Consider the following 20,756-nt stretch of genomic DNA (forward strand, 5'->3'; position numbering starts at 1 on the left):
GGATCAGGCGGAGGCGCGGACGACGAGCTCGGTGGGCAGGATGGTGACGTGCGGCGGCGTGCCGCCGGCGAGGATCGACAGCAGGACGTCCGCCATCTTCTCGCCCTGCTCGTGCGAGGGCTGGCGCATCGTGGTGAGCAGCGGGTTGACCGTGCGCGCGACGGGCGAGTCGTCGAAGCCGATGATCGCGATGTCCTCGGGCACGCGCACGCCCGCCCGCCCCAGCGCGGCGAGGGCGCCGCGCGCCATGAGGTCGCTCGCGACGAACAGGGCGTCGAACGGCACGCCGGAGTCCAGGATGCGCTGCATCGCGGCCGCCCCGCCGTCGGCGGTGAAGTTGCCGTCCTCGACGGCGGCCGCCTCCAGCCCCGCGTCCGACAGCGCCTCCTGGTAGCCCACGAGACGGTCGATGCCGGCCGGCATGGTGACCGGCCCCGCGATCGTGGCGATCCGGCGGAATCCGCGTCCGATCAGGTACGCGGTGGCCTCGCGGCCGCCCGCGACGTTGTCGACGTCGACGTAGAAGTCGCGCTCGCGCTCGCGCACCGGGCGACCGCCGTACACGACCGGCACGACGTGCGCGATGCGGTCGATGAACGTGTCGCTGGTGTGGTGCGACACAACGATCGCGCCGTCGACGGCACCGCTGCGCACATACGCCGAGGTCTTGTCGCCCGGGTCGTCGCTCGCGATGATCAGGTTCAGCACGTACTCCGAGCGGCTGAGCCGGGCGTTGATGCCCGAGACGATCGAGGCGAAGAACGGGTCGCCGAAGAACCGCGTGGTGTCCTCCGGGACGACGAGGGCGATCGCCATCGTCGCGCGGCTGGCGAGCGAGCGCGCGGCCCGGTTGGGCACGTAGTTGAGCTCGGCGATGGCGCGCGTGACCGCCTCCAGCGCCGCCGGGCTCACGGCCGTGGAGCCGTTGACGACGCGGGAGACGGTCGACCGGGACACTCCCGCGGCGGCGGCGACCTCTTCGATGGTCGGTGCGACTCGCGGCGTGTCGATGGTCACGGCTACCTCTGAAGGCTGGAGATCTGAGTGGGGGTGATCTGGACGGCGGGTCGGGGCAGCGGCACCGCCGCGTCCTCGATCGCGCGAGCGTCGATGACCCGACGATACTCCAGCGCGCTGTCCTTCGCGGTGCGCACCTGGGTGGCGTAATCGACGTGCACGATCCCGAAGCGCTTGGCGTATCCCCAGGCCCACTCGAAGTTGTCCAGGAGCGACCAGTAGAAGTAGCCGCGCACGTCCACGCCGGCATCCGCCGCGTCGAGGATCGCCTCCAGATGACCGAGCAGGAAGCGGGTGCGCTCGACGTCGTGCACGCGCGCGACGCCGTCCTCCACGACGAGCTCGTCGTCGTACGACGCGCCGTTCTCGGTGACGTACAGGGCGGTGCCCGCGGGCGCGGCGTACTCGTCCCCCACGCGCTGCAGGAGGCGGGTGAGCCCCTCGGGCTGCACCTCCCAGTGCATGTTGGTGCGCGGCAGGCCGCGGTCGTGCCAGTAGATCCCCTCGTGCGACGGGAAGGGGGATGCCGCCGGGCGGTCGGTGGGCGCGTCGCCGGGAAGCGGCGGCTCGGGGTCGGGGGATCCTCCGACGAACTCGCCGTGGTAGTAGTTCACGCCCAGCGCGTCCAGCGGCTGGGAGATCGTGGCGAGGTCGCCCGGCCGGTTCGCCTGCACGAGGGCCTCGATCGCCTCCGGAGCGACGGCGCGGATGTCCTCGACTACGTCGGCCGGGTACTCCCCCCGGAAGATCGGGTCCAGGAACCAGCGGTTGAACTGGCCGTCGATGCGCCGGGCGGCGTCCGCGTCCGCGGCATCCGCCGGGTCGACCGCGTCGGCCACCGTGAGGTTGAGCGTGATGCCCAGGCTCAGGTCGGCGTCGCGCTCGCGCAGCTCGCGGACGACGGCGCCGTGGCCGAGCAGGAGGTGGTGCGCGGCGAGCACGCCGTCGGTCACGCTGTAGCGTCCCGGCGCGTGGATGCCGGCGGTGTAGCTGAGGAAGGACGAGCACCACGGCTCGTTGAGGGTCGTCCAGTTCTGCACCCGGTCGCCGAGGGCGTCGTGCACGCTCAGGGCGTACTCGACGAACTGCTCGCTCGTGGAGCGCACGGTCCAGCCGCCCTGCTCCTCGATGGCCTGCGGCATGTCCCAGTGGTACAGGGTGAGCCACGGCAGGATGTCCGCCGCCCGCAGCTCGTCCACGAGACGCTCGTAGAAGTCGAGCCCCTTGCGGTTGAGCGGTCCGCCGTCGGGGCGCACCCGCGACCACGAGACCGAGAAGCGGTAGGTGTCGAGCCCGAGGTCCTTCATGAGGGCCACGTCGTCGCGGAAGCGGTGATAGTGGTCGCACGCGACGTCGCCGTTGTCGGCGGCGATGACCGCTCCGGGCACCCGGCTGAACGCGTCCCAGATGGAGGCCGTGCGGCCGTCCTCGAAGGCCGCGCCCTCGATCTGGTAGGCGGCGGTGGCCGCGCCGAAGAGGAAGCCCTTCGGGAACGGGCGCGAGAACTCTGTCATGAATCGACCTTTCTGAAGCGGTCCGGACCTCAGCCCTTGACCGCGCCTTGCATGATGCCGCTGACCAACTGTTTGCCGGCGAAGACGAACAGGATCAGCAGAGGGATGGTCGCCAGGAGCACCCCCGCCAGCACGATCGAGTAGTCGATGAAGTAGTTGGACTGCAGCAACGATAGAGCCACCGGAAGCGTGGGGTTCTGCCGATCGAGCACGATGAACGGCCAGAAGAAGTTGTTCCACGCCGACACGAAGGTGAACAGGGCCAGCATCGCCGCCGCGGGACGCGCGGCGGGAAGGCCCACGGTCAGGAACGTGCGGAACGAGCTCGCCCCGTCGACCCGAGCCGCCTCGATGAGCTCGTCGGGCACGGCCTGGCGGAGATACTGCGTCATCCAGAACACGCCGAAGGCGCTCACGAGCGCGGGCACGATGATCGCGCCGAGCTGGCCGGTCCAGCCGAGGTCGCTGAAGAGGATGTACAGCGGCACGACGCCGAGCTGCGTGGGAACGGCCATCGTCGCGATGACGAACACCAGCAGCCAGCTGGAGCCCTTGAACTTCAGCTTCGCGAACGCCCACCCGGCCAGGGTGGAGAAGAACACGACCGAGATCGCGATCAGGCCGGAGCTGATGATCGAGTTCCACAGGGCGACCCAGAAGTTGACCGCCGGGTCGTTGACGACCTTCGCCGCATTGGCGAGGAAGTTCCCGCCCGGGATCCACGACATGTTGGGGTCGCGGATCGTGTACGAGTCGCCCGAGCCGATCAGCAGCGACCAGTAGAACGGAAAGAGGCTGCCGACGAGCACGGCGGCGAGGCAGGCGTAGACGATCCAGCCCGGGCGGGTGCCCTTGACGTGGCGCGGGCGGCGCGTCCTCGCACCCTTCTTGGGGGCGGGCAGCGCGTCGTCGACGACGGGGACGGCCTGTTCGTTGAGGACGCTCATCGCGTCACCTCCGCTGATTCGTTCGTGCGACGGGGTTCGGATGCCGCGGCGCGGTCGGCCGCCACCGCCGCGCGGGCGGCCCGCGCCGCGGCGCGCATCTGGGCGCGGGTGAGGCTGTTGCGACTGCCCTCGTCACGCACGAGGTTGCGGGTGATGAAGAGGTTGATGATGCCGATCACCAGGATGATGAGGAAGAGGATCCACGCCAGCGCCGCCGCGCGGCCGAGGTTCCACTGCCCCCACCCGATGTCGTACAGCCAGAGCGAGATCGTCAGCCACTGGTTGTTCGCACCGCCGGTGCCCGTCTGGTCGTACATGCGCGGCTCGTCGAAGATCTGCAGGCCACCGATGGTGGACGTGATGATGACGAAGATCAGCGTGGGCCGGAGGCTGGGCAGGGTGATCGCGAAGAACTGACGCACCTTGCCGGCGCCGTCGACGGTCGCGGCCTCGTAGTAGTCGCGCGGGATGGCCTGCATCGCCGCGAGGAGGATGAGGGTGTTGTACCCGGTCCACCGGAAGTTCACCATCGTGGCGATGGCGATGTGGCTCGCGAAGGTGTCGGAGTGCCACATGACCGGGGGCAAGCCGATGCTGCTGAGCCAGGTGTTGATGATGCCGTACTGGTCGCCGAACATGTTGGAGAAGACCAGGGCGACGGCGACGGGCGCCATCACGTACGGGACGAGCACGCCCATGCGCCAGAAGGTCTTGGCGCGGATGTTCTGGTCCAGCAGCGCTGCGATGACCACGGCGGCGATGAGCTGCGGCACGGACGAGAGCAGGAAGATGCTGAAGGTGTTGCGCAGCGCCGCCCAGAACTTCGGGTCGGAGATCACCGTGGCGTACTGGTCGAACCCGACGAAGGTTCCCGAGTTGCGCACGAGGTCCCAGTCCATGAAGGAGATCACCGCGGTGTACCCGATCGGGAAGAGCCCGACGACGAGGAACAGGATGAAGAACGGGGAGATGTAGAGGTAGGGCGAGAGCTTGAGATCCCACGAGCTCAGCCGGCTGCCGAAGCCGATGCGCTTCGGGGCGCGGGAGGTGGTGGTGGTCACGGCATGTCCTTCGGGAGTCGATGGGCACCGGTCGTTGAGCGAGCGGGGCGAGTCGGAACGCCCGAGCGGGCGGGCGTTCCGACTCGGATGCCGACGGCATCCTCGCTCAACGACCGGTGAAGGGGATTACTTGATGGCGGCGACTTCCGTCTGCCACTGGGCCCACGAGGCCGCCTTGTCCTGCGTTCCCTCTTCGACGCGGGTCAGAGCCTTCTGCATCGCGTCGTTGATCTGGAAGTAGAACTGTCCCTTGAAGGGCGAGACCGTCACCGCGTTGGCACGGTCGGTGAGGATCTGGCCGACCGGAGCGTTGTTGAAGAACTCGTTCTTCGAGCTCAGCAGGGTGTCGGACTTCATCGCGTCGACCTGGCTCGGGAACGTGCCGGCCGCCTCGAACGCCTTGAGCTGCGTGTCGGGGCTGGTGAGCCAGTCGGCGAGCTGCTGCGCGGCCGCGACGTTCTTGCCGTTCGCGGGAACGGTCAGGTACGAGCCGCCCCAGTTGCCGCCGCCGCCGGGGAAGACGTTGGCGATGTCCCAGCCCTTGACGTCCTTGGCGTTGCCGGAGATGACGCCGAGCATCCAGCCCGGGCAGAGCATCGTGGCGAACGAGCCGTTGGACAGGCCCGCCATCCAGTCGTCGGACCACTGGCTGAGGTGCGCGGACTGCGTCGCGGAGGCGTCGAGCACCTGGTTGTAGATGGTCTCGACCTTCGGGTCGATGTCGATCTTGCCGTCCGAGGGGTTCTCGTACGCGGCCTCGATCTGGTTGACCATGCCCTGGTACGTGCCGCCGGCGGAGTCGAAGAACGCCTTGCCGGTCGCGGCGGTGTACTTCGCGCCGGTGTCGAAGTAGGTCTTCCAGTCGCCGGTCAGCAGCTTCGCGACCTCCTCGCGGTCGGTCGGCAGGCCGGCGGCGGCGAACAGGTCGGAGCGGTAGCAGACGCCCTCCGGCCCGATGTCGGTGCCGTAGCCGATGAGGTTGCCCTGCGCGTCGGTGGCGGCCTTGACCTTCCAGTCGAGCCAGCGGCTCTTCAGGTCGGTGGGGACCGGCGCGAGCAGGTCGGAGTACTTCATGACCTCGGGCAGCCAGTCGACCTCGATGGCCTCGATGTCGGCCAGGCCCGTCTTGCCGAGCTTCTGGAAGTAGTTGGCGCGTGCGTCGTTGCTCGTCGCTGCCTTGTTGTGGACGATCGTGACGTTCGGGTGCTCCTTCGTGTACTCGGCGAACAGGGCGTCCGAGTATCCGAAGTCGTTGAAGGTCGCCACGGTCAGCGTGACCTTCTCGTTGGGATCGGCCGTCGCCGCCGTGCCGCTGCCGCCGGCACAGCCGGCGAGCACGAGGGCGGAGGTGGTCAGGGCGCCGGCCACGAGGCCGATGCGCCGCAGTGCGCGTGTGTTCACGTGTCACTCCTTTGTGGATGTGTTGCAGGTGCGTGTTCGCGTTCCCGCCCTCCCGCGCCATCGCATCGATGTGGGAATGGGAGCGCTCTCACCGGACAGCGACGACGTTATGGGATCGCTCCCAGGAACACAAGGGAGCGCTCCCATGAGCGCATCACGGTTGTGTAACGGCAGCCGTGACAATCCGGCGGTGGCCGCCCCCACGGTCGGCTCCGCGAAGGCCGCGCGCGCCCGTAGACTGGTGCCGACCCCTCCCTCGATCCGCGGTGCGCCGGCCCACCGGCATCCGCGATCGCGGGGCGACCGGAAGCCGCGGCCGTGCGCGGCCCACAGGAGGACCGAATGCCCACCATCGTCGTCGACGTCATGCCCAAGGCCGAGCTGCTGGACCCGCAGGGCAAGGCCGTGGCCGGCGCCCTGGACCGCCTCGGCGTCGAGGGCTTCTCGTCCGTCCGGATCGGCAAGCGCTTCGAGCTGACCGTCGACGTCGCCGACGAGAAGACCCTGGAGACCGTGCGCACCCTCGCCGCCGACATCCTGTCGAACGCGGTGATCGAGGACGTCGTGGGCATCGAGGTCGTCGAGTGACCGCCCGCATCGGGGTCATCACCTTCCCGGGCTCGCTCGACGACGGCGACGCGCACCGCGCGATCCGCCTCGCCGGCGCCGAGCCCGTCGCCCTGTGGCACGGCTCGCACGACCTCGAGGGCGTCGACGCCCTCGTGCTCCCGGGCGGCTTCAGCTACGGCGACTACCTGCGCGCGGGCGCGATCGCCGCACTCGCGCCGATCATGTCCGAGGTGAAGGATGCCGCGGCGCAGGGCATGCCCGTCCTCGGCATCTGCAACGGCTTCCAGATGCTCGTCGAGGCGCACCTGCTGCCCGGCGGGCTCATCCGCAACGCCCACCAGCAGTTCATCCGTCGCGACCAGCGCCTGCGCGTCGAGAACGCGACGACCGCCTGGACCTCGCAGTTCGAGGCCGGCCAGGAGATCACGATCCCGCTGAAGAACGCCGACGGCGGGTACATCTGCTCCACCGAGACGCTCGAGCGGATCGAGGGCGAGGGGCTCGTCGCCTTCCGCTACCTCGGCGTGAACCCCAACGGCTCGCTCGACGACATCGCCGGTCTCACCAACACGCGCGGCAACGTGGTGGGGCTCATGCCGCACCCCGAGCACGCGGTGGAGCCCGGCTTCGGCCCCGACACCCCCGAGGCCATGCGCTCCGGTGTGGACGGTCTGGCCTTCTTCACGTCGGCGATCGCCGCCGTGGTGGGCGCCGCCGCGTAAATCCGCGACGCGGGCGCCCCTGCGGTCGCGGCCCCGCCGGGGCGTAGCCTGGCCGAAACATGGCGACGATATCGTCGCGGCATGACGGCACTCGCGACCTCCTACACGGCCTCCCTGCCTGGCTGGCTCATCGCCGACCTGGACGCCCTGCCGACGGCTCTGCCCTCGGCCGAGGAGCAGATGCGCCTGGTGAACGAGCTCGCCGACCGCAACTGGCGCGCGGGCAACGGCGGCCCCTTCGCCGCGATCGTGGTCGACGAGTCGACGGGCGCGCTGGTGTCCGTCGGCGTCAACGTCGTGCTCGAATCCGGCGTCACCTCGGCCCACGCCGAGGTCATGGCGCTCGCGCTCGCCCAGCGCGCCCTCGGACGGTGGGACCTCGGCGCGGGCGGCGCCCGCCTGACGCTCGTGGTCAACTGGCGCCCGTGCGTGCAGTGCTACGGGGCCACGATGTGGAGCGGTGTGCGCTCTCTCGTCGTCGCGGGCGAGGGCGACCTCCTGGAGGAGCACACCGGCTTCGACGAGGGTCCGATGGTCGACGACTGGGCCGCGCAGTTCGAGCGGCGCGGCATCCGGGTGCGCACCGGCGTCGGCTACGACGACGCCGTCGCCGTCTATCGGGCCTACGGCGCGAGCGACGCGGTGGTCTACAACGCCCGCGGCGCCGTCGAGGTCTGACCCCCGCGCCGTCAGCGCGGCAGGCTCACACCGCGCTCGGCCGCGTACTCCTGGACCGCGGCCACGAACGCGGCGCGGCGCGCCGGGGTCAGCCAGGACGCCTCGAAGGAGTTGATCGCCAGCTGGGCGAGGTCGGCCTCGGTGAGCCCGGCCTGCTGCGCGAGCGCGACGTAGTTCTCCGCGACGTACGCGCCGAAGTAGGCCGGGTCGTCGGAGTTGATCGTCACGCGCACGCCCTCGCGCAGCAGCGTCACGATCTCGTCGGCCTTCATCTGGGCGGTCACGAACGAGTTCGACACGGGACAGCACGTGAAGCCGAGGCCGCGCTCCTTCGCGAGCGCGATGAGCTCCGGGTCCTCGACGATGTTGGTGCCGTGGTCGATGCGGTCGACGCGGATGTCGCGGAGCACCTCGCGGATGTTGTCGATCGAGCCGACCTGGTCGATGTCGCAGTGCATCGTCAGGAAGAAGCCCTCGGCCTTCGCCCGCGCGAAGACGGCGGCGAACTTCGACGGCGGGTTGTCGCGCTCGTCGGAGTCGAGCCCGACGCCCACGATCCACTGCTTGTAGGGGAGCGCCTCCATGAGGGTCGCCATGGCGAACTCGGCGGAGAAGTCGCGCAGGAAGCAGAGGATCAGCTCGGCGGAGATGCCCAGCTCGTCCTGAGCCCGCACGGCGGCGCGGCGGTAGCCGCCGATGACGGCGGAGAAGGGCACGCCGCGGCTGGTGTGCGCCTGCGGGTCGAAGAACATCTCGGCGTGGACGACGCCCTGCTCCTTCGCGCGCAGCAGGTACGCCCAGGCCAGGTCGTGGAAGTCGTCCGCCGTCTGCAGCACCTCCATCGCCGGGTAGTAGACGGCGAGGAAGCTCGTCAGGTCGGTGAAGTCGTAGGTGGCGCGCACCTCGGCGACGCTCGTCTCGGCGAGGCGGATGCCGTTGCGTTCGGCGAGCGCGAACTTCAGCTCGGGCTCGAGCGTGCCTTCGAGGTGGAGGTGGAGCTCTGCTTTGGGCAGGCCGAAGGCGAACTCGGCGAGGTCGGACATCGTGGACCTTTCGGGGCGGGGGATCAGGCGCGGTCGGACATGCCCATGCGGGCGAGGAGGACCGCCTCCAGGATATGGACGAGGTTGTACAGCAGCAGCGCCGCGACGGTGATCACCGCGACCGACGACCACAGGGCGGAGAACTGCGCGGCGGCGATGTAGCCGCCGAACGCGCCGCCGATGCCGCCGCCGACGGCGAGCCACTCGGCCAGCAGCGCCCCGGTGATGGCACCGGGCACCGAGATGCGCACCGCCGCGAGCAGCGAGGGCAGCGCACTGGGCAGCGCGACCTTGCGCAGCGTCGTCCACGACGATCCGCCGTAGACCTCGACGAGGTCGTTCATGTGCGCCGGCGCGGACTTCAGGCCGAAGGCGATCGTGACGAGGGCGGGAAAGAGCACGACGATGCCGCCGAGCACCGCGATCGTCGCGAAGTCGCGGGCGAAGATCAGGATGATGACGGGGGCCATCGCGATCAGCGGCACCGATCGCAGCAGCATCGCGAGCGGCATCAGGGCATGCTCGACACCCGCGCTCAGCTGGAACAGCGCGGCGACCAGGATCGCCACGAGCAGCCCGGCGACGAAGCCGATCGCGGCGTGGCCGAGCGACACCCACAGCTGGCCGAAGACGGTGGCGCGGTTGGCCTCCGCGGCGGGAACGGTGAAGAGGTAGTTCCAGACGTCGAGCGGTCCCTTGCCGACGTACGGGCTCACCCGGAACGCCCACAGCGCACCGGCCCACAGCACGAGCACGGTCACGACCGTCAGCACGAGGGTGAGCACGCTCGACCCCAGCGCGCGCAATGCGCCCGTGCCGCTCATCGGCGCGCTCCCTTCGCCCAGGGCGCCACGAGGCGGGCCACGACGCCGAGCAGCGCGTAGCCGACCAGGGCGACGGCGCCGGAGACCAGGGCGAGCGCCCAGACCCGCGGGGCGTCGAGCGCCTGCTGCGCGGCGATCATCGCCGGCCCCACACCGAGCTCCACCTTGCCGAAGAACTCGCCGAGCACGGCGCCGAGGAAGGCCGCCGGCACGGCGATCTGCAAAGCGTTGAGCACGGACGGCAGCGCCGCGATCAGCCGGATCTTCCGCAGCTGCGTCAGCCGGGATCCGCCGTAGACGGCGACCACGTCGAGGCTGGCCCGGTCGGCGGCCTTGAGGCCGAGCAGCGCGCCGACGACGGTCGTGAAGAAGACCGCGAGGGCGGCGAGGAAGGATGCCGTCCCCGACGGCTCGCCCGGCTTGGGCACCGGGATGATGACCACGAGCAGCATGCCGATCGCGACGATCGGGATGCAGTAGGTGATGATCGCGAGCTGCATCACCACGCCCTCCAGGCGCGGCACCACGAGCACGAGGGCGGAGAGCAGCAGCGCGAGGCCGTTGCCCCACAGATACCCGGTTCCCGCCTCACTGATCGTGACGGAGAAGTTGCGGGCGAAGTACGACCATCCGCTGTCCACGATCTCGGCGACGACCTGCGGCGGGGTGGGGATGGCCTGGACCCCGCCCGGGCCGACGCGCGCGAACACGGTGGCGGCGAGCACCCACCACAGCAGGATGATCCCGACGCCGCCCAGCACGCCCGTGAGCCAGGGCGGGAGGCGGACGGCGCGGCGGGTGAGGCCGCGCGTCATCGCCTGGTCAGTGGTCATCGGCCGCGGCGCCTCCCGCGCCGAACAGCAGCTCGGATGCCCGGTCGACGTAGGCGTGGAACTCCGGCGTGCGCATCATCTCGGGCAGCCGCGGACGCGGCAGGTCGATCTCCATGACCTCCTTGACGCGACCCGGACGCGGGCTCATCACCGCCACCTGATCGGAGAGGAAGATCGCCTCGGAGATGCCGTGCGTCACCATGAGGGTGGTCGCCGGCTTCTCGGTCCAGATGCGCAGGAGCTCGAGGTTCAGCTTCTGCCGCGTCATGTCGTCGAGGGCGCCGAAGGGCTCGTCGAACAGCAGCACCGACGGCTTCATGATGAGCGAGCGCGCGATCGACACGCGCTGACGCATGCCGCCCGACAGCTGCGCCGGCTTCGCCTTCTCGAAGCCCTTGAGCCCGACCAGCTCGATCATCTCGCGCACGTAGTCGCGGTCGACGGGACGGCCCGCCACCTCGAACGGGAGCTGGATGTTGGACTGCACGCTGCGCCAGGGCAGCAGCGCCGAGTCCTGGAACGCGATGCCCAGCTCCCCCGCCTTGCGCAGCTCCTTCGGGCTCTTGCCGTCGACGCGCGTCGTTCCGCTCGTGGGCTCCTCCAGCCCCGCGAGGATGCGCAGGATCGTGGACTTGCCGCAACCGGACGGCCCGAGCAGCGACAGGAACGATCCCTGATCGGTGTGCAGATCGGCATCCTGCAGCGCCACCACCTGCGTGCGACCGACCGTGAAGGTCTTGTTGAGTGCGGTGATCTGCAGACCGGTGCCCGGGCTCATCGCCTGGGCACCGGTCCGGGTGGCCGTGTCGGTCACGAAAGCTCCGTCGTCCCCGGCCTCAGCCCGCGTACGCGACGAGGCTCGGGTCCTCGGCGTAGACCTCGGAGAGGAGGCTGAGGTCGAACAGGTCCGATGCCTTGAGCGTGATGCCGGCGCCGGCGAGGCTCTCGATCGTCATGCTCTGAAGCTTGTCGGAGATGGTGAACAGGCCGTTGGCAACGGTCTCGTCCGAGACGACGAGCTCGTTCTGCGCCTTCGATCCGGCGAGCGTCTTGGCGGGGTCGAGCCCGAGGTCGGCGCCGTACGTCGACATGGCCAGGTCGGCACCCTCCTGCGGGTCGGCGAGCGCATCCTTCCAGCCGCGGATCTCTGCCTTGAGGAACGCCTTGAGCATCTCGCGCTTGTTGGCGATGGTGTCGTCCGTCGCCGCGACGGTCTCCGCGACGAAGGGGAGGCCGTTCTCGGCGAACGGGAGGTTGGTGGTCGCGATGCCCTTCATCTCCAGCGTGATCGCCTCGTTCGTGAGGTACGCGACGAAGCCGTCGACCTCGCCGTTGACCAGCGGTGCCGGGTCGTACTGGACGGGGACGATCGTCAGCTCGGAGGGGTCGATGCCGTTCGCGCTCAGCAGCGCCTTGAACAGCGACGCGTTGGAGTCCTGCACGCCGATCTTCTTGCCCTTCAGGTCGGCGGGGGTCGAGATGTTGCCGCCGCTCTTGAGCGAGAGGATCGTGAAGGGGTTCTTCTGGAACGTCGCGCCGATGATCTTGACCGGCGCCCCCTCGTTCGCGACGGCGGCGCCGACCGACACCGAGTCGCTGAGGGCGACCGTGGCCGTGCCGCTGGCGAGCTCCGCCACACCGGTGGACGGGCCGGGGACGAGGTTCACCGAGGAGAACCCGGCCTCCTTGTAGTACCCCTTGCTGTCGGCGATGTACTCGCCGGCGAACTCCTCGTTCTTGATCCAGCTCAGCTGCACCGTCAGGTCGCCGTAGTCGGCCGCGGCCGACGCGGACGGGTCGGACGACGACGCCGACGAGGAGGAGCAGCCGACGAGGGCGGCGACGGCGAGGGCGGTGCCCGCAAGGGCGGCGGCGGCGCGGCGAGCGCGTCGCGAGGAAAGGATGCTCATGTGCTGTGATCTCCGTGTTCTTGACGGTTCTCTTCGGGGCGAGGACCTCGTGCGCCACCGGCGCGACTGCAAGCGACGCTAGGAGATGCACGTTTCGCGGACATCGGGGGTCTGTTTCGGGGCGGTTACGCCTCCGTCGGACGACGGTCGACATCGCGCCCGTGCCAGAGGTCGGCGCACTCCACCGCCTCCGCGCCGTGCGCGCGCAGGTAGCCGCCGGCGCCGCGGTCGGCACGCAGCGACGCCCCCAGCGGGCCCCAGTGGTCACGGCCGATGAGCACGGGATGCCCGGGAGCGTCGGCGTAGCGCGCCCGGCGGAGGCTGCTCGGCCCGGCATCCCGCATCACCCGACGGCAGGCGGATGCCGGGAGCTCCGGGACGTCGACCGGCACCAGCAGCGCGGCCGCGGCGGCGGTCCCGGCGGCCGCGTCGAGGCCGGCCCGGACGGAGGCCGACAGCCCCTCGCGCCACCGCGGGGCGCGGACGACGACGGCCTCGGGGGGCACGTGGACGGCAGCGTCGTCGGCCGCGGCGCCCAGCACCACGAGCACCGGGTCGCACCCGGCGGCCCGGAGCGTCCGCACCGCGCGGGCCAGCCACGGCTCGCCCGCGGCGTCGCGCGCGAGCGCCTTCGGCCCGCCGAAGCGGGTGCCCGCACCCGCCGCGAGCACGATGGCGCAGACGGTCACCGACGCTCCACCGGAGCCCGCGGCACCGCGCAGATCACCGCGCGCGGCGCTCCGGGCTGCTCGCGCGTCGGCGGCGCCGAGTCGGTGCCGCCGTGGATCGCACCGGCGAGGGTCGACAGCGCAGCGCCCGACCCGCCGTGACGGTCGGCGACGATCTCGGCCAGGATCGACAGCGCCGTCTCGTCGGCCGAGACGGCGCCGAGGTCGAGGCCGATCGGAGAGCGCAGGCGCGCGAGCTCGCGGTCGCCGACACCGGCCTCGCGCAGCCGCCGCATCCGGTCGTCGTGCGTGCGCCGGCTGCCCATCGCGCCGACGTAGTCGGCACCGGAGGCGAGCGCGACGCGCAGCGCGGGAACGTCGAGGCGCGCGTCGTGGCTGAGCACGCAGATCGCGGTCGGGCCTTCGAGACTCTGCGTCGCGAGGTAGCGGTCGGGCCAGTCGACCACGACCTCGGCTCCCGGGAAGCGGTCGACGCTCGCGAAGACCTCCCGCGGGTCGACGACCACGACGCGGTGGCCGAGGGCGGCGCCCAGCCGGGCGAGCGCGACGGCGAACTCGACGGCGCCGACCACGATGAGCCGTGGCCGCGCGCCGACCTCGACGACGACCGCGTCGGCATCCGTACCGGCGTCGCCGTCCTCGTCCCCGGCCTCGATGACGAATCCCGCGCCGGTGAGCGGCCCCGATGTGACGAGACGGAACCGGGTCGGGATGCCGCGGGCATCCCGTTCGGCCAGCAGCGCCAGCTGCGCCGCCGCCGCACCGGCCGGCGGAACCGGGCGCACGAGGACGTCCACCGCCCCGCCGCAGGTCAGGCCGATCGCGAGGCCCTCGCCGTCGCTGTAGCCGAAGGTCTCGACCGAGGCGTCGCCGGTCGCGATCGCCTCCAGAGCGCGCTCGTAGACGGCGCCCTCGACGCACCCCCCGGACACGTTGCCGAACACCCCGGCCGCCGAGACGATCATGCTCGAGCCGACCGGACGCGGCGCGCTGCCCGACGTGCCGACGACCGTGGCGATCGCGAACGCTCGCCCCTCGCGCACCCATCGGGCCGCCGGGGACAGGATCTCGCGCATGGCCGCCACGCTAACCACCGCTCGTTGCGGGCCTGTTGCGGGCGCGTGAAACACGGGCGAAACGGCGCTCTGTTTCACTCGATCACCATCGGGCCCGCGCAGGCGAACGCGCCGCGCACCCATCGAACGAGTAACGGAGCAGCACCATGGACATCACCACCGTCCGCGCGTTCCGCCTCGCGCACACCCGCGACGACCTCGTGCTCGCGCCCGGAGAGGTCGTCATCGCGGGCGGCACGTGGCTGATGAGCGAGCCGCAGCCGGCGGTGACCGGCTTCGTCGACCTGACCGGGATGGGCTGGCCCGACATCGAAGTCGCCGCGGACGGCCTGCGCATCGGAGCCACCTGCACGATTGCGCGTCTCGTGGCCTTCGCCGCGGAGGCACCGATCGAGTGGACCGCCGCGTCCCTGATCCCGGATGCCGCGAATGCCCTCCTCGCCTCGTTCAAGATCTGGAACACCGCCACCGTCGGCGGGAACGTCTGCCGGGCGTTCGCCGCCGGCGCCATGGTGTCGCTGTGCGTCGCCCTCGACGGTGTCGCCGAGATCTGGAGCGGGGCGGGCGATCGCGAGCTGCCGGTCGCGGAGCTGGTCACCGGCAACGGGACGACGGCGCTCGCTCCCGGTGAGGTGCTGCGCAGCATCCGCCTGCCGGCCGCCGCGCTGCGCTCGCGCGCCGCGCTGCGCAAGATCGCCCTCGCCGAGCACGGGCGCTCGGGTGCCGTCGTCACGGGCCGCGTCGACCCCGACGGCACGAGCGTCTTCACCGTCACGGCGGCCACGTGGCGCCCGACCGTGCTGCGCTTCCCCGCCGTGCCGGATGCCGCGGTCCTCGCCGCGGCGGTCCACGGCGCCGCGGGCTACTACACCGACCCCCTCGGGTCGGCGGACTGGCGCCGCGGCGTCAGCGCCGTGCTCGCCGAGGAGATCCGGAGGGAGCTGACATGAGGTGGACCGTCGACGGCGCCGAGAGGGATGCCGACCCCCGCCCCGGCCAGTGCCTGCGCACGCTGCTGCGCGAGACGGGGCACACGCAGGTCAAGAAGGGCTGCGACGCCGGCGACTGCGGCGCCTGCACGGTGCTGCTGGACGGCGAGCCGGTGCACTCCTGCCTCATCCCCGCGGTCCGGGTCGAGGGACGCGCCGTGACGACGGCGGCGGGGCTCGCACCCGGCGACGAGCTGCACCCCGTGCAGGAGGCGCTCGCCTCCGGTTTCGGCTTCCAGTGCGGGTTCTGCACGCCGGGCATGAGCGTGACGGCCTCCACCCTGTGCGCGTCGGATCTCGACGACCTCGACCGACGCATGAAGGGCAATCTCTGCCGCTGCACCGGCTACCGTCCGATCCGCGAGGCGATCATGACGGCCGTCCGCGAGACCGGACCGTCGCGCCGCGAGCGAGTCGTCGCTCTGCCGGAGGCGCCGCTCGTGGGGCGCTCGGTACCGCCGGAGGCCGGGCCGCGACTGACGCAGGGACGCGAGCCCTTCACCTTCGACCTCGAGCCCGGTCATCCGGCGACCGACGCGCTGGTGCTGCGGCTGGTCACGAGCCCGCACGCCCACGCGCGGATCACCGGGATCGACGTCTCCGCGGCTCGCGCCGTTCCGGGCGTCGTGGCCGTCCTGACGCACCGGGACGTGCCCGACGTGCGCTACTCCACGGGTCGGCACGAGCACCGCACCGACGACCCCGACGACACGCGCATGCTCGACGACGTCGTCCGCCACATCGGCCAGCGGGTCGCCGCGGTGGTCGCCGAGACCGCCGAGGCCGCCGACGAGGCGTGCCGGCTCGTCCGCGTCGACTACGCGCCGCTGCCCGCCGTGTTCGATCCCGACGAGGCCCGACGACCCGGCGCCCCGCTGCTGCACCCCGAGCGCACGCCCGACGACCGCGTCGACGAGGCGGGACGCAACGTCATCGCGAGCGTGCACACCGGCCCCGACGTCACCGCGGCCCTCCGCGCGAGCGCCGTGACCGTCAGCGGCACCTGGCAGACCTCGCGCGTGAGCCACGCGCAGCTCGAGACCCACGGGTCGATCGGCTGGATCGATGACGAGGGTCGCCTCGTCATCCGCTCCTCCACGCAGGTGCCGTTCCTCACGCGCGACGAGCTCGCCCGCATCCTCGGGCTCGACCGCGACCGCGTGCGGGTGCACGCCGCGCGGCTGGGCGGGGGCTTCGGCGGCAAGCAGGAGCTGTTCACCGAAGACCTCGTCGCCCTCGCGGTGCTGGGCACGGGCCGGCCGGTCGCGTTCGAGTTCACGCGCGCGGACGAGTTCCAACGCGCCGCCGTGCGGCATCCGATGCGGGTGAGCGTCACGCTGGGCGCCGACGACGAGGGCCGGCTCACAGCCATGGCGATCGACGTGCTGAGCGACACGGGCGCCTACGGCAACCATTCCCGCGGCGTGATGTTCCACTCGCTCGCCGAGTCCACGACGATCTACCGGGTGCCGCTCAAGCGACTGGACGCCGAGGTCGTCTACACGAACAACGTCCCCTCCGGCGCCTTCCGCGGCTACGGGCTCGGGCAGATCGTGCTCGGCGTGGAGTCGGCCATGGACATGCTGTCCGAGCGGCTCGATATCGACCCGTTCGAGCTGCGGCGCCGCAATGCGGTGACGCCGGAGGACGATCCGGAGCACGACGACCTCGTCTGGGGCAGCTATGGGTTCGACCAGTGCCTCGACCTCGCCGAGTCGGCGCTGCGGCGCGGCAACGGGGTCGGGGCGCCCGCGGGCTGGCTCGTCGGCGAGGGCGTCGCCGCCGCGATGATCGCCACGATGGCGCCTTTCGGCCACATCGCGCACACGAGCGCGACGCTGCGCGCCGACGGCACCTACCTGGTGCGCGCCGGGACGGCAGAGTTCGGCAACGGCACGACGACCGTGCTGCGCCAGATCGCCGCGACCGACCTCGCCGCCGATCCCGCCCGGATCGCCCTGTGGCACGCCGACACCGACGCGGTCGCGCACGACACCGGCGCGTTCGCCTCCGCCGGCATCACCGTCGCCGGCAAGGCGCTGCACGCCGCGTGCCTCGCCCTGGCGGCGCGACTGCGCGACGACGCGGCGGCGCTGACCGGCACGGATGCCGCCCACGCCCGACTCATGCCCGACGGCGTATACACACCCGCACGAGTGGTGTCTTTCGCCGAGCTGACGGCGGACGGCGAGATCTCGGCTGACGGCAGCGAGGCCGGCGAGCAGCGCTCGCTCGCCTTCAACGTGCACGCCGTGCGCGTCGCGGTCGATCCGCGGACGGGCGTCGTCCGCATCCTCCAGTCGATCCAGTCGGCGGATGCCGGATTCGTGATGAACCCCGCGCAATGCCGCGGCCAGATCGAGGGCGGCGTCGCACAGGGGATCGGCAGCGCGCTCTACGAGGAGGTCATGGTCGACGAGGGCAAGGTCGTCACCCCGGTCTTCCGGCTCTATCGCGTGCCCCAGTTCGGCGACGTGCCCGAGACCGAGGTCTACTTCGCCGACACCGCCGACGAGCTCGGACCCTTCGGGGCGAAGTCGATGAGCGAGTCGCCGTACAACCCGGTCGCGCCCGCGATCGGCAACGCGATCGCCCGCGCGCTCGGCGCCCGCCCGTACGTCCAGCCGTTCCGCCGCGACCGCGTCTGGCGCCTGGCGTCGCCGCACCGCGACGCCTGACCCGGTCGGGGTGGGGGTGGGGTCGGGTGGGTCGGGTGGGGTCGGGGTGGGGCTGGGTCGGGGTCGGGGTGGGGCGGCGCGGCGACCCGAACTGCAAGGCCCCGCGACCGACACGCCGCCCTCAGGCCCGCGGATGCGGCGTGTCGCCCAGCATCCCTTGCAGTTGGGTCGACCTGAGTCGGGCATGGCGGCGGCATGGGGGGAGCAGCCTTGCCGACGCCCCGCCTCGCCCCGGCCGCCCCGCCGACGCCTCACCTCGCCTCGCCTCGCCCGCGACCGAACTGCAAGGCCCCGCGACCGACACGCCGGCCCCCGGGGCCGCGGATGCCGCGTGTCGCCCAGCATCCCTTGCAGTTGGGGTGGGCTGAGTGTGGCGAGGGCCGCGGGCGGGCGAGTAGCGGGCGGGCAAACTCGGTGCCCTCTCCGGCCCCCGGATCCCGCAGCCCGGCCGCCTCGCCTCACCTGGCCCGCGACCGAACTGCAAGGCCCCGCGACCGACACGCCGCCCTCAGGCCCACGGATGCGGCGTGTCGCCCAGCATCCCTTGCAGTTGGGTCGAGCTGGGGTGAGTTGGTTGAGCTGGGGCGGACTGGGTCGACCTGGGGCGGGCAGCGGCGGCGGGCAGCGGGCAAGGGCCACGCCCGGCGGTGCGGGGCGACCGCGGCCGGCGGGGTCAGTGCGGGTGGCCGCGCAGCGGCAGGACGGCGGCCGGCAGCTCGTGCACCTTCGCCGACGCCTCCTCGGCGAGCGGATTGGTCGAGACCCCGTCCGCGTTGACGAGACGCCCGCCGACGTAGACGGCCTTGAGGTTTCGCGGACTCATCGCCAGCACGTACGAGCGCACGGGATGCCAGAGCGGTCCGACGTCGGGGCGGCGCGGGTCGACCACCACGAAGTCGGCGAACTTGCCGACCTCGAGCGAACCGACCCGATCGGCGACGCCCATGATCTCCGCGGAGCCCAGGGTGTGCAGGCGCAGCATCCGCTCGGGCATCATCGACAGCGGGTCCTTCGTGCGCGCCCGCTGCGCGTAGATGCCGATGCGCATGTTCTGCCAGGGGTCGCTCACGTCGGTGCAGGCCTGGTCGTCGAGGCCGACGCCGACCTTCATCCCCATCTCGAGCATTTCGGGTACGAGCGCGGTCCCCGACGCGAGGCGCCCGTTGGATGCCGGTTGCCACGACATCGCCGCACCCCCGGCGACCGACTCCGCGATGATCTCGGGGGTCGTCTGGATGAAGTGGCCGAACACGAGCCCGAGCTCGAGGGCACCGGCATCCCGGTAGAGCGCGAACTTGGACTGCTGGTGCTCGACGGCCTCCGGCGACTCCAGGAAGTGGGCCTGGTTGGTGACCCCGAACCGGCGCATCGCCTCGACCTCGAATGCCGCCGCATCCGGATGCGGCGACCACTGCACCTGACCCATGATCGACGAGCCGAGGGCGAAGTCGGCATCGAACGTGCGGGTGTGGGCGACCTCCGCGGCGAAGCGGTCGAAGACCTCCTCGGGGGTGCCGGCGGTGACGTCCATGCCGGCGGCATCCACGAAACGGATGCCGGCGTCGCGCGTGCCGTCCGCCTGGCGCCAGTGGTACTCGAGGCCCCGCAGGCCCGCGGTGCCGGTGCGCTTGCCATCGACCATCGGCTCCCAGGCCTGCAGCGGGTCGGTGAAGTTGTACGCCGTCGTGACCCCGTTCGACAGGAAGTCGAGCGAGCCGTGCAGCGTCGCCCAGTAGAGCTGGTCGGCGGTCATGTGCGCGGTGGTGCCGAGCATCGCGTCGCACCAGCCGTAGAGGGTGTCGGCGACGCCGAGCCCGCGCAGGCCGCTCGTGAACAGATGCGAGTGGCTCGACACGAACCCCGGCGCGACGAAGGCTCCCGCGACGTCGAGCGTCTCGTCCGCGATCGTCCCGAGGGGCGGCGTGCCCGCACCGAGCGCGGCGATGCGGCCGTCGTCGCCCACCAGCATCCAGCCGTCCTCGATGTAGCCCGGGTCATCCGTGCCGGCGGGGACGGTGATCAGACGGGCGTGCGTGACGAGGAGCGACATGCTCTGCACGCTAATCAGGCCATGTTTCCGACCTGTCACGGCACGGAAACACCCGTGCACGGCCCGGAAACACGGGCGGATTAGCGTCTGTGCATGTCGCGATTCACGGTCACGGTCTTCTGCGGATCCTCCCCGGGCTTCGACCCGGTCTACGTCGAGGCGGCCCGCGCCGTCGGCACGGCGATCGGACGCTCCGGCATGGCGCTCGTCTACGGCGGCGGCCACGTCGGACTCATGGGCACGGTGGCGGATGCCGCCCTCGCGGCCGGCGCGGAGGTCACCGGAGTGATCCCGCGGGCGCTGCAGGCGCGCGAAGCCGTCAACGAGGACCTGACCGAGCTGATCCTCGTCGACACGATGCACGAGCGGAAGATGCTCATGGCCGACCGCGCCGATGCCTTCCTGGCGCTTCCCGGCGGACCGGGGACCCTCGAAGAGCTCACCGAGCAGTGGACGTGGGCGCAGCTCGGCATCCACGACAAGCCCGTGGGAGTGCTCAACGTCGACGGGTACTTCGACCCGCTGCTCGCGTTCGTCGCCAACATGCGCGACCGCGGCTTCACCCACCCCCGCTACACCGACATGCTCGTCGTCGCGACCGAGGCCACCGAGGCGCTCGCGCGTCTGCGCGACTACGTACCCCCGGCGCGCACCGCGGCCTCGCCCGGCGCCGAGATGACCGGAGCCCTGTCGCTGCCCGTGCGTCCCTAGCGCTTCCGGCGGCATCCGGCTCGGAGCGAGAAACCACTCTCGC

Annotated in this window: 19 protein-coding genes; 6 read left to right on the plus strand and 13 right to left on the minus strand. The window is 71.4% G+C overall.

The annotated features are described in order from the left end of the window. Nucleotides 1-3: 3 nt before the first annotated feature. The 5 genes from KY498_RS11005 to KY498_RS11025 form a co-directional block, all read right to left on the minus strand. Nucleotides 4-1,017, minus strand: coding sequence for a LacI family DNA-binding transcriptional regulator (locus KY498_RS11005; protein ID WP_060960762.1), 1,014 nt, complete (start codon nucleotides 1,015-1,017; stop codon nucleotides 4-6). 2 nt (nucleotides 1,018-1,019) lie between these two features. After that, on the minus strand, nucleotides 1,020-2,531 hold the full coding sequence (locus KY498_RS11010) for a GH1 family beta-glucosidase (RefSeq protein WP_101305304.1): 1,512 nt from the start codon (nucleotides 2,529-2,531) through the stop codon (nucleotides 1,020-1,022). Nucleotides 2,532-2,560: 29 nt separating this feature from the next. Further along, entirely contained in the window at nucleotides 2,561-3,478 is a 918-nt protein-coding gene (locus tag KY498_RS11015) for a carbohydrate ABC transporter permease (RefSeq protein ID WP_060960764.1), read from the minus strand. Then, nucleotides 3,475-4,539 (minus strand): carbohydrate ABC transporter permease, encoded by a 1,065-nt coding sequence (locus KY498_RS11020; protein WP_061782418.1) that lies wholly within the window; start codon nucleotides 4,537-4,539, stop codon nucleotides 3,475-3,477. Before KY498_RS11020 ends, KY498_RS11015 begins: the two co-directional genes overlap by 4 nt. 126 nt (nucleotides 4,540-4,665) lie before the next feature. After that, nucleotides 4,666-5,940 (minus strand): ABC transporter substrate-binding protein, encoded by a 1,275-nt coding sequence (locus KY498_RS11025; protein WP_060960765.1) that lies wholly within the window; start codon nucleotides 5,938-5,940, stop codon nucleotides 4,666-4,668. Nucleotides 5,941-6,282: 342 nt separating this feature from the next. Here KY498_RS11025 and purS point away from each other — a divergent pair, with 342 nt between their 5' ends. The 3 genes from purS to KY498_RS11040 all read left to right on the plus strand — a co-directional run bounded on the left by purS (nucleotide 6,283) and on the right by KY498_RS11040 (nucleotide 7,910). Continuing rightward, complete coding sequence (purS, locus tag KY498_RS11030; protein WP_060960766.1) at nucleotides 6,283-6,528, plus strand: phosphoribosylformylglycinamidine synthase subunit PurS; 246 nt, start codon at nucleotides 6,283-6,285, stop codon at nucleotides 6,526-6,528. Then, nucleotides 6,525-7,232, plus strand: a complete 708-nt coding sequence (gene purQ / locus KY498_RS11035) for a phosphoribosylformylglycinamidine synthase subunit PurQ (protein WP_061782419.1) — start codon at nucleotides 6,525-6,527, stop codon at nucleotides 7,230-7,232. Before purS ends, purQ begins: the two co-directional genes overlap by 4 nt. Nucleotides 7,233-7,313: 81 nt before the next feature. Beyond that, nucleotides 7,314-7,910 carry a nucleoside deaminase gene (locus KY498_RS11040; RefSeq protein WP_191009372.1) on the plus strand — a complete coding sequence of 199 codons (597 nt, stop codon included), beginning with the start codon at nucleotides 7,314-7,316 and terminating at the stop codon, nucleotides 7,908-7,910. Between the two features lie 11 nt (nucleotides 7,911-7,921). Here KY498_RS11040 and add read toward each other — a convergent pair whose 3' ends face one another. From add to KY498_RS11075, 7 genes are all read right to left on the minus strand, one after another. Continuing rightward, a complete protein-coding gene (add, locus tag KY498_RS11045) occupies nucleotides 7,922-8,953 on the minus strand; it encodes an adenosine deaminase (RefSeq protein ID WP_060960769.1) in 1,032 nt (343 codons plus the stop codon). Nucleotides 8,954-8,976: 23 nt separating this feature from the next. Next, nucleotides 8,977-9,777, minus strand: a complete 801-nt coding sequence (locus KY498_RS11050; RefSeq protein WP_060960770.1) for an ABC transporter permease — start codon at nucleotides 9,775-9,777, stop codon at nucleotides 8,977-8,979. Further along, nucleotides 9,774-10,610: an ABC transporter permease gene (locus tag KY498_RS11055; RefSeq protein ID WP_223848785.1), complete on the minus strand. Its 837-nt coding sequence runs from the start codon at nucleotides 10,608-10,610 to the stop codon at nucleotides 9,774-9,776. Before KY498_RS11055 ends, KY498_RS11050 begins: the two co-directional genes overlap by 4 nt. Further along, a complete protein-coding gene (locus KY498_RS11060; RefSeq protein WP_060960779.1) occupies nucleotides 10,600-11,388 on the minus strand; it encodes an ABC transporter ATP-binding protein in 789 nt (262 codons plus the stop codon). Before KY498_RS11060 ends, KY498_RS11055 begins: the two co-directional genes overlap by 11 nt. 58 nt (nucleotides 11,389-11,446) lie before the next feature. Further along, nucleotides 11,447-12,520 (minus strand): ABC transporter substrate-binding protein, encoded by a 1,074-nt coding sequence (locus KY498_RS11065; protein ID WP_101305302.1) that lies wholly within the window; start codon nucleotides 12,518-12,520, stop codon nucleotides 11,447-11,449. A gap of 125 nt (nucleotides 12,521-12,645) precedes the next feature. After that, nucleotides 12,646-13,209: an NTP transferase domain-containing protein gene (locus tag KY498_RS11070; protein ID WP_191009371.1), complete on the minus strand. Its 564-nt coding sequence runs from the start codon at nucleotides 13,207-13,209 to the stop codon at nucleotides 12,646-12,648. Continuing rightward, entirely contained in the window at nucleotides 13,206-14,285 is a 1,080-nt protein-coding gene (locus KY498_RS11075; protein ID WP_191009370.1) for an XdhC family protein, read from the minus strand. Before KY498_RS11075 ends, KY498_RS11070 begins: the two co-directional genes overlap by 4 nt. 146 nt (nucleotides 14,286-14,431) lie before the next feature. Between KY498_RS11075 and KY498_RS11080 the strand changes: the two genes are divergently transcribed. Both KY498_RS11080 and KY498_RS11085 read left to right on the plus strand, forming a co-directional pair. Next, nucleotides 14,432-15,235, plus strand: coding sequence for a xanthine dehydrogenase family protein subunit M (locus KY498_RS11080; protein WP_191009369.1), 804 nt, complete (start codon nucleotides 14,432-14,434; stop codon nucleotides 15,233-15,235). Next, entirely contained in the window at nucleotides 15,232-17,952 is a 2,721-nt protein-coding gene (locus tag KY498_RS11085) for a molybdopterin cofactor-binding domain-containing protein (RefSeq protein ID WP_191009368.1), read from the plus strand. The genes KY498_RS11080 and KY498_RS11085 overlap by 4 nt, the downstream gene beginning before the upstream one ends. 673 nt (nucleotides 17,953-18,625) lie before the next feature. Here the strand turns inward: KY498_RS11085 and KY498_RS11090 are convergent. Then, on the minus strand, nucleotides 18,626-20,002 hold the full coding sequence (locus KY498_RS11090; protein ID WP_191009367.1) for an amidohydrolase family protein: 1,377 nt from the start codon (nucleotides 20,000-20,002) through the stop codon (nucleotides 18,626-18,628). A 93-nt stretch (nucleotides 20,003-20,095) separates the two neighbouring features. Between KY498_RS11090 and KY498_RS11095 the strand changes: the two genes are divergently transcribed. After that, nucleotides 20,096-20,713, plus strand: coding sequence for a TIGR00730 family Rossman fold protein (locus tag KY498_RS11095; RefSeq protein ID WP_191009366.1), 618 nt, complete (start codon nucleotides 20,096-20,098; stop codon nucleotides 20,711-20,713). The last annotated feature ends 43 nt before the right edge of the window (nucleotides 20,714-20,756 follow it).

It is taken from the genome of Microbacterium sp. PAMC21962 (assembly GCF_019443465.1).
GTDB lineage: Bacteria > Actinomycetota > Actinomycetes > Actinomycetales > Microbacteriaceae > Microbacterium > Microbacterium hominis.